This is a genomic window from Phaeovulum sp. (assembly GCF_041596715.1).
GTDB lineage: Bacteria > Pseudomonadota > Alphaproteobacteria > Rhodobacterales > Rhodobacteraceae > UBA6213.
This window is the reverse complement of the sequence record NZ_JBFHIA010000211.1, coordinates 1-5,403: the sequence shown is the minus strand read 5'-3', so window position 1 is coordinate 5,403 and position 5,403 is coordinate 1. Positions and strand designations below refer to the sequence as shown.

Below are 5,403 nucleotides of genomic sequence, written 5' to 3'. Positions count from 1 at the left end.
CTATCATCTGGCAGCACAGCGCGCGGCGCTTCGGCTGGGTGTGGTTTGCGTTTCGCACGAGTTCGGCTATCTGCGGCCCGACTGGATCTTGGTCGAAGAGGGCGGGCAATCGGTGTTTTCGCACTTCCCCGACGATCTTGGTGTGATCCGCGCGCGGGCCGAGGGCTTGCCGGACCCTGATATGACATCGCGTTTCAGCCACCCTTTCTGGCAAGAGGCTGCGCAAGAGGTGGCCTACAACCTTGGCAACTTCCTGCTCTGGCCGCTGCATCCGCGTTTTGTGGCCGACCGCGCGCATGTGCCGCTGGTTGAATACCTCGCCTATTTGCCGCGTCAGTGGCGTGGGCGGCGTGCGGCAGCCCCTGCGCGGGCCTTGGTGGCAGAGCGTGTGGCGGGCCGTGCGCCTTACTTTGTGCTCGCGCTGCAAATGCAGGGTGATTACCAGATCCGGCACAATTCCCGCTACCGCGACATGCGCGATTTCGTGCGTGAGGTGATCCGCTCTTTTGCCGCCGATGCGCCGGGGGCTGCGCGTCTGGTGGTCAAACTGCACCCAATGGACAACGGTATTACCAACTGGGCCCGTGTCGTGCGCACCGAGGCGGCGGCGGCGGGCATAGCGGATCGGGTCGATTTTCTCGACGGTGGCGATCTGGCCATGCTCTTGGGCCGCGCGCAGGGTTGCGTCGTTGTGAACAGCACGGTGGGCCTGCATGCGCTGCGCGCCGGATGCCCGGTGAAATGCCTTGGTATCGCCAGCTACGATATCACTGGATTGACGCATCAGGGGCCGCTGGCAACCTTTTGGGGCACGCCCACGGCACCCGACCCTGAGGGAGTAGCGGCGCTGTTGCGCTTGCTTGCGGCGGCGCTGCATGTGCGCGGCGATTTCTTTTCTGATGCCGGGCGCGCTGAGGCCGTGGCGGGGTTCATACGGCTGCTGGAAGGCGGGCTCGCGCGGCCACACGGGGCGTGGCAGGCAATGCCACCGAGGTTGGCGCGTGCGCGCGCCGAAGGGATATCCACGGATCCTTGGGTATAGTACTTTAGCGCAAACATCGCATTGCGTGAATGTTGCGACGATATAGCACAGCAACTGCGTCATTTGCCCACCTTGGCGATTCATACCAAAAGTGGAATGATTCAAAAAGTATCCTCGGGCCGATCACTGGCAGACCTGGAGCCAACACTCTCGCTGCCGGCGCGACCGTCGCAAGGTCCGACCAGGCTGAAAGCTGTTGCAATGAATGTCGCATCCTCTGCACCAACACCTCACCGCACCGGTGTGTTTTTTGCTTTGCTTCTGTTTTGGGTTTTGTTGAGCGGATCGCTTGCCCCCAGCACGCTCGGCGTAGGGGTGCTGGTTGCTGCGGTCATCGCGTGGCTCATGCCGGGGGCGATGTCGTTTTTCACCGACTTTCGCTTTTCGGGCCAAGCCGTTCAGGCGGCAATCGCCTATTTCGGGTATTTCCTGCTGGCACTGGTCAAGGCCAACTTGCGGGTGGCAGGGCTGGTGCTTAGCCCCGCGCTGCCAATCAACCCCGGCTTTGTGAAGGTGCACACGCGGCTCAAATCGCCGATGGGTCGGCTTTTGCTGGCCAATTCGATCACGCTCACCCCCGGCACGCTGACGGTCGAGATCGAGGGCGAGTGGCTATACGTGCACTGGGTCACCGCCGATACGCCTGACATCGAAGGCGCCACGCACGAGATCGTCGAAGGCTTCGAGCAGTATCTGGAGGTGATGTATGGCTGATCTTCTGATCCTTGCCGCGGCTGCCATGGCGGGTATCGCCTTCTTGCTGGCGCTGGTGCGGTTCTTGCGCGGGCCAACGGCGGTTGACCGGGTGATCGCGTTTGATGTGCTGACCATCGTGGCGCTGACCGGCATCGTGCTGGTGGCGCTGACGGAAGGGCGGGCTGTCTATCTCGATGTCGCGCTGGTCTATGCGCTCTTGTCGTTTCTTGGGGTGATCGTGGTGGCGCGCTATCTGGAGGACCGGGCGAAATGAACGGCTTTCTCGACACACTCGGGGCTTTGGTGCTTTTGGCTGGCACGGTGTTTCTGGCACTGGGCGCGCTGGGGCTGATCCGTATGCCCGACAGCTTCAACCGTATTCAGGCAGGCACCAAGGCTACCACGCTTGGCACGCTGCTGGTGCTATTGGGCGCGGGGCTGATCGCGCCGGCCTTTGCTTCCAAGCTGGTGCTGATCGGGCTGTTCTTGCTGTTCACCAACCCGCTTTCCTCGCAAGTTCTGGCGCGGGCGGCGGCACGGATTCATGCGCCCAAGGTGCTGGGCGACGCGGTGGACCGCTACGGCGAAGACCACCCCGATGCGAAAGGGGGCCGCGCATGAGCATCCTTACCGGCATGAGCATTGTGCTGGCGGCGGGCATGATCGTGGCCGCGCTGGTGGCGATAAGCCCGCAGCGATCAATCGCCATTTCCATTATCGCGTCGGGCGCAGTCAGCCTGTTCGCGTCGGTGATGTTCCTGCTTCTGGCCGCCCCCGATGTGGCGATGACCGAGGCGGCAATCGGCAGTGGCCTGACCACCTTTCTGTTCTTCTTCGTCCTTGGTCGGGTGAGGGGAGGCGGAGATGATTAAGCGCTCTATCGCATTTGCGTTGCTGGCGGGGCTGGGGCTGGTGTTTCTGGCGCTCTGGCAAAGCTATCAGCCAGACCCGTCGCTGAACCGCAGCGCGCTGTATTATGCCGAAAACACGGTGGCCGACACGGGTGCCGCAAATATCGTGGCCGCGGTGATCGTGACCTACCGCGGGCTTGATACGCTGGGCGAGGTGACGGTGCTGTTTCTGACCGCCGCAATCGTGGCGATGGTACTGCGCGGCGGGCTTGCCGATGCCGGGCCGCGCCCGGGCCGCTGGCCCACGGGCGAATTGCTGCACACCGGCTCGCGGCTTCTGGTGCCGCTGATCGTGCTTTTCGGCGCCTATGTGTTTCTGAACGGGCACCTGACGCCCGGTGGCGGCTTTCAGGGCGGTGCGATCATCGCCTCTGCCATGCTACTGATGCTTCTGACCGATCCCGCGCGCAATTTCAGCCACCGTCTGATTGCCACGACCGAGGCCGTGTCGGGCCTAGCCTATGTGGCAATCGGGCTTGCTGGAATGGTGCTGGCGGGCGGGTTTCTGGACAACCGCATCCTGCCGATGGGCGAGTTTGGCTCGATCCTGTCGGCCGGGGCAATTCCGCTGATTTATGCGCTGATCGGGCTGAAGGTGGGGGCCGAGTTTTCCTCGATCCTTCTCAGTCTGGCCGAGCGGGAGGAATGAGATGGTCTATCTTGCACTCGCCACCGGTTTTGCGCTGATCCTGCTTGGTCTTTACGGCGCGATCACCCGGCGCAACCTGCTGCGGCTGATCGTGGGTTTTACCGTTGCCGATACCGGAACGCATCTGGTGATGGTGTCGGTGGGCTACTTGCCCGGCCGCACCGCCCCCATTCTTGGCGCAGGCGTACCACCTGAGGTGGCCGCGCTGCGCATCATCGACCCGGTGCCGCAAGCACTGGTCTTGACCGCAATCGTGATCGGGCTGGGCGTGACTGCGCTGATGCTCGCCTACGCATGGCGCATCTATGCCACGCGCGGCACGCTCGATATCTCCAAACTGAGGCAGCTGAAATGGTAAACGCCATCTCCATCATCGCCATCGGGCTTGGTACCGCGTTTCTGCTCGGCTTGATACGCGAGCGGCGCGAGTCTTTGGCGCACGCGCTGACCGTACTGGCGCTGGCTGCGATGAGCGTGGTTGCCGTGGGTTGGCTGTGGTTGCTGGGCCCCGGCGGCGCACCGGTGCAAGAAATCACCACGGCGGGCACGACACCGCCCTTTGCCATCAATCTGCGCGTCGGGCTGAGCGAGGCGGTGGCGCTGGTGATGATCACGCTTGCGGGTCTTGCCTCGGCGCTGCACATGCGCGCGGCCTTGCTGCGCATGGGGCGGCGGGCAATGGCGGTGCTGTTGATCGCGGTAATGGCGCTGGCCGGTATCGTGATGACGCGCGACCTTTTCAACCTGTTCGTGTTCTTCGAACTGGCGGCAATTTCGACCGGCGGGATGGTGCTTTTGTCCGACGATGATGACGCGCTTGGGGCCGGGTTCAAATACATGATCGTGGCGCAGTTTGTCTCGATCTTGCTGTTGATCGGCATCATCTTTTCCTATCACGCCACCGGTTCGCTGAATATCGACGACATGGGCGGGCTTGCGGCCATGGGCGGCGGCGCGGCGCTGGCGGCGTTTCTGGTTGTTGCGGCACTGGTCCTGGAAACCAAGCCGTTCCCGGCGAACGGATGGGCGCTAGACATCTATCAAGCCGCGCATCCGGGGTTTTCGGCGATCTTGTCGGCGGGCACGGGCACTGCGGCGCTGATTGCGGTGGACAAGTTTGCAGGTGCCAGCGGCGCGGTGCTTGCGCCGGTGCTGACGGGCATCGGGCTTTTGACCTTTGTAGCGGCGAACCTGCTTGGGCTGTCGCAAACCAATGACCGCAGGCTTCTGGGTTATTCGTCCGTGGCGCAGACCGGGCTTATTCTGGCCGTGATCGGCCAGCGAGAGGCTTTGGGCGAAAGCTATCTGCTGATCGCCGGCGGGCTTCTAGTGGGCCATGCGATTGCCAAGGCGGGGCTTTTCTGGCTGTCGGGGTTGGTGAAAGGGCGCGATCTGACAGATTGGGCATCGCTGCGGGGCAACCCGCTGCTGGTCTTTGCCATGGCAACCTTTCTTGCGATGTTGCTGGGCCTGCCGCCGTTCCCAGGGTTCTATGCCAAATGGGCGCTGGTGCACGGGCTGGTGGCCAGTGGTGGCGGCGCGTTGGTGGCGCTGGTGCTGATCGGCGCGCTGATCGAGGCGGGATACCTCTTGCGCTGGTTCGGCTTCACGATGAAGCGCGAGGTATCGGAGGGCGTGGCAACCACATCTGCCGAACTGGCCCTTGTGGTCACGGTGGCGTTGGTTGGCTGGGGCGCGGGCTGGATCTGGGGCGAAGTTGGCCCGTATGAAAACCTTCTGCGTGCGCCTGCGCTGCTTTTGGCGCTTGCTTTCCTGCTGCTGGACGGGCTGCCCGCGCGTGTGAAGAACGTGGCGGCGATTGCCACCCTGATCGGCGGATTTGCGGCAAGTTATGCCAGCTATGACCCGCTGCAATTGATCTTTGCCGCCATCATCATGCCCGGCGGCGCGGTGATCTTGCTGGCCAGCTTCTACGAACACGGGCGGCGTGTCGGGTTTTACCCTTCGGCGATGCTGATGTTCGCGGGCATGGCGATGTTGATCGTCGCGGAAACGAGCTTTGGGTTCTTCGCGGCTTGGGAGGTGCTGACCATCGGTTCCTACTTCCTGATCCTGCGCGGCAAGTATTCGGAACCTCATGCGCT

General features: G+C 63.0%; 8 protein-coding genes. All 8 read left to right on the top strand.

Annotated elements, in window-relative coordinates:
• The coding region (locus ABY403_RS12985; protein WP_372841249.1) for a capsular biosynthesis protein at window positions 1-1,042 on the top strand (1,042 nt) is incomplete at its 5' end.
• 96 nt (window positions 1,043-1,138) lie between these two features.
• Window positions 1,139-1,756, top strand: coding sequence for a Na+/H+ antiporter subunit E (locus ABY403_RS12980; protein ID WP_372841248.1), 618 nt, complete (start codon window positions 1,139-1,141; stop codon window positions 1,754-1,756).
• The gene (locus ABY403_RS12975) at window positions 1,749-2,012 is read left to right on the top strand and encodes a monovalent cation/H+ antiporter complex subunit F (RefSeq protein WP_372841247.1); all 264 of its coding nucleotides are present in this window, start codon (window positions 1,749-1,751) and stop codon (window positions 2,010-2,012) included. The genes ABY403_RS12980 and ABY403_RS12975 overlap by 8 nt, the downstream gene beginning before the upstream one ends.
• Window positions 2,009-2,359, top strand: a complete 351-nt coding sequence (gene mnhG, locus ABY403_RS12970; protein WP_372841246.1) for a monovalent cation/H(+) antiporter subunit G — start codon at window positions 2,009-2,011, stop codon at window positions 2,357-2,359. The genes ABY403_RS12975 and mnhG overlap by 4 nt, the downstream gene beginning before the upstream one ends.
• The gene (locus ABY403_RS12965) at window positions 2,356-2,610 is read left to right on the top strand and encodes a hydrogenase subunit MbhD domain-containing protein (RefSeq protein WP_372841245.1); all 255 of its coding nucleotides are present in this window, start codon (window positions 2,356-2,358) and stop codon (window positions 2,608-2,610) included. Before mnhG ends, ABY403_RS12965 begins: the two co-directional genes overlap by 4 nt.
• Window positions 2,603-3,298 carry a Na(+)/H(+) antiporter subunit B gene (locus ABY403_RS12960; protein ID WP_372841244.1) on the top strand — a complete coding sequence of 232 codons (696 nt, stop codon included), beginning with the start codon at window positions 2,603-2,605 and terminating at the stop codon, window positions 3,296-3,298. Before ABY403_RS12965 ends, ABY403_RS12960 begins: the two co-directional genes overlap by 8 nt.
• 1 nt (window position 3,299) lies before the next feature.
• Window positions 3,300-3,656: a sodium:proton antiporter gene (locus tag ABY403_RS12955; protein WP_372841243.1), complete on the top strand. Its 357-nt coding sequence runs from the start codon at window positions 3,300-3,302 to the stop codon at window positions 3,654-3,656.
• Window positions 3,650-5,403, top strand: a 1,754-nt coding sequence (locus tag ABY403_RS12950) for a proton-conducting transporter membrane subunit (RefSeq protein ID WP_372841242.1), incomplete at its 3' end; no start/stop codon positions are given. The genes ABY403_RS12955 and ABY403_RS12950, both read left to right, overlap by 7 nt.

Excerpts from the sequence above, each read along its gene's own strand:
- ABY403_RS12980 (WP_372841248.1), top strand. The coding sequence starts at position 1,139 with ATGATTCAAAAAGTATCCTCGGGCCGATCACTGGCAGACCTGGAGCCA.
- ABY403_RS12975 (WP_372841247.1), top strand. The coding sequence starts at position 1,749 with ATGGCTGATCTTCTGATCCTTGCCGCGGCTGCCATGGCGGGTATCGCC.
- mnhG (WP_372841246.1), top strand. The coding sequence starts at position 2,009 with ATGAACGGCTTTCTCGACACACTCGGGGCTTTGGTGCTTTTGGCTGGC.
- ABY403_RS12965 (WP_372841245.1), top strand. The coding sequence starts at position 2,356 with ATGAGCATCCTTACCGGCATGAGCATTGTGCTGGCGGCGGGCATGATC.
- ABY403_RS12960 (WP_372841244.1), top strand. The coding sequence starts at position 2,603 with ATGATTAAGCGCTCTATCGCATTTGCGTTGCTGGCGGGGCTGGGGCTG.
- ABY403_RS12955 (WP_372841243.1), top strand. The coding sequence starts at position 3,300 with ATGGTCTATCTTGCACTCGCCACCGGTTTTGCGCTGATCCTGCTTGGT.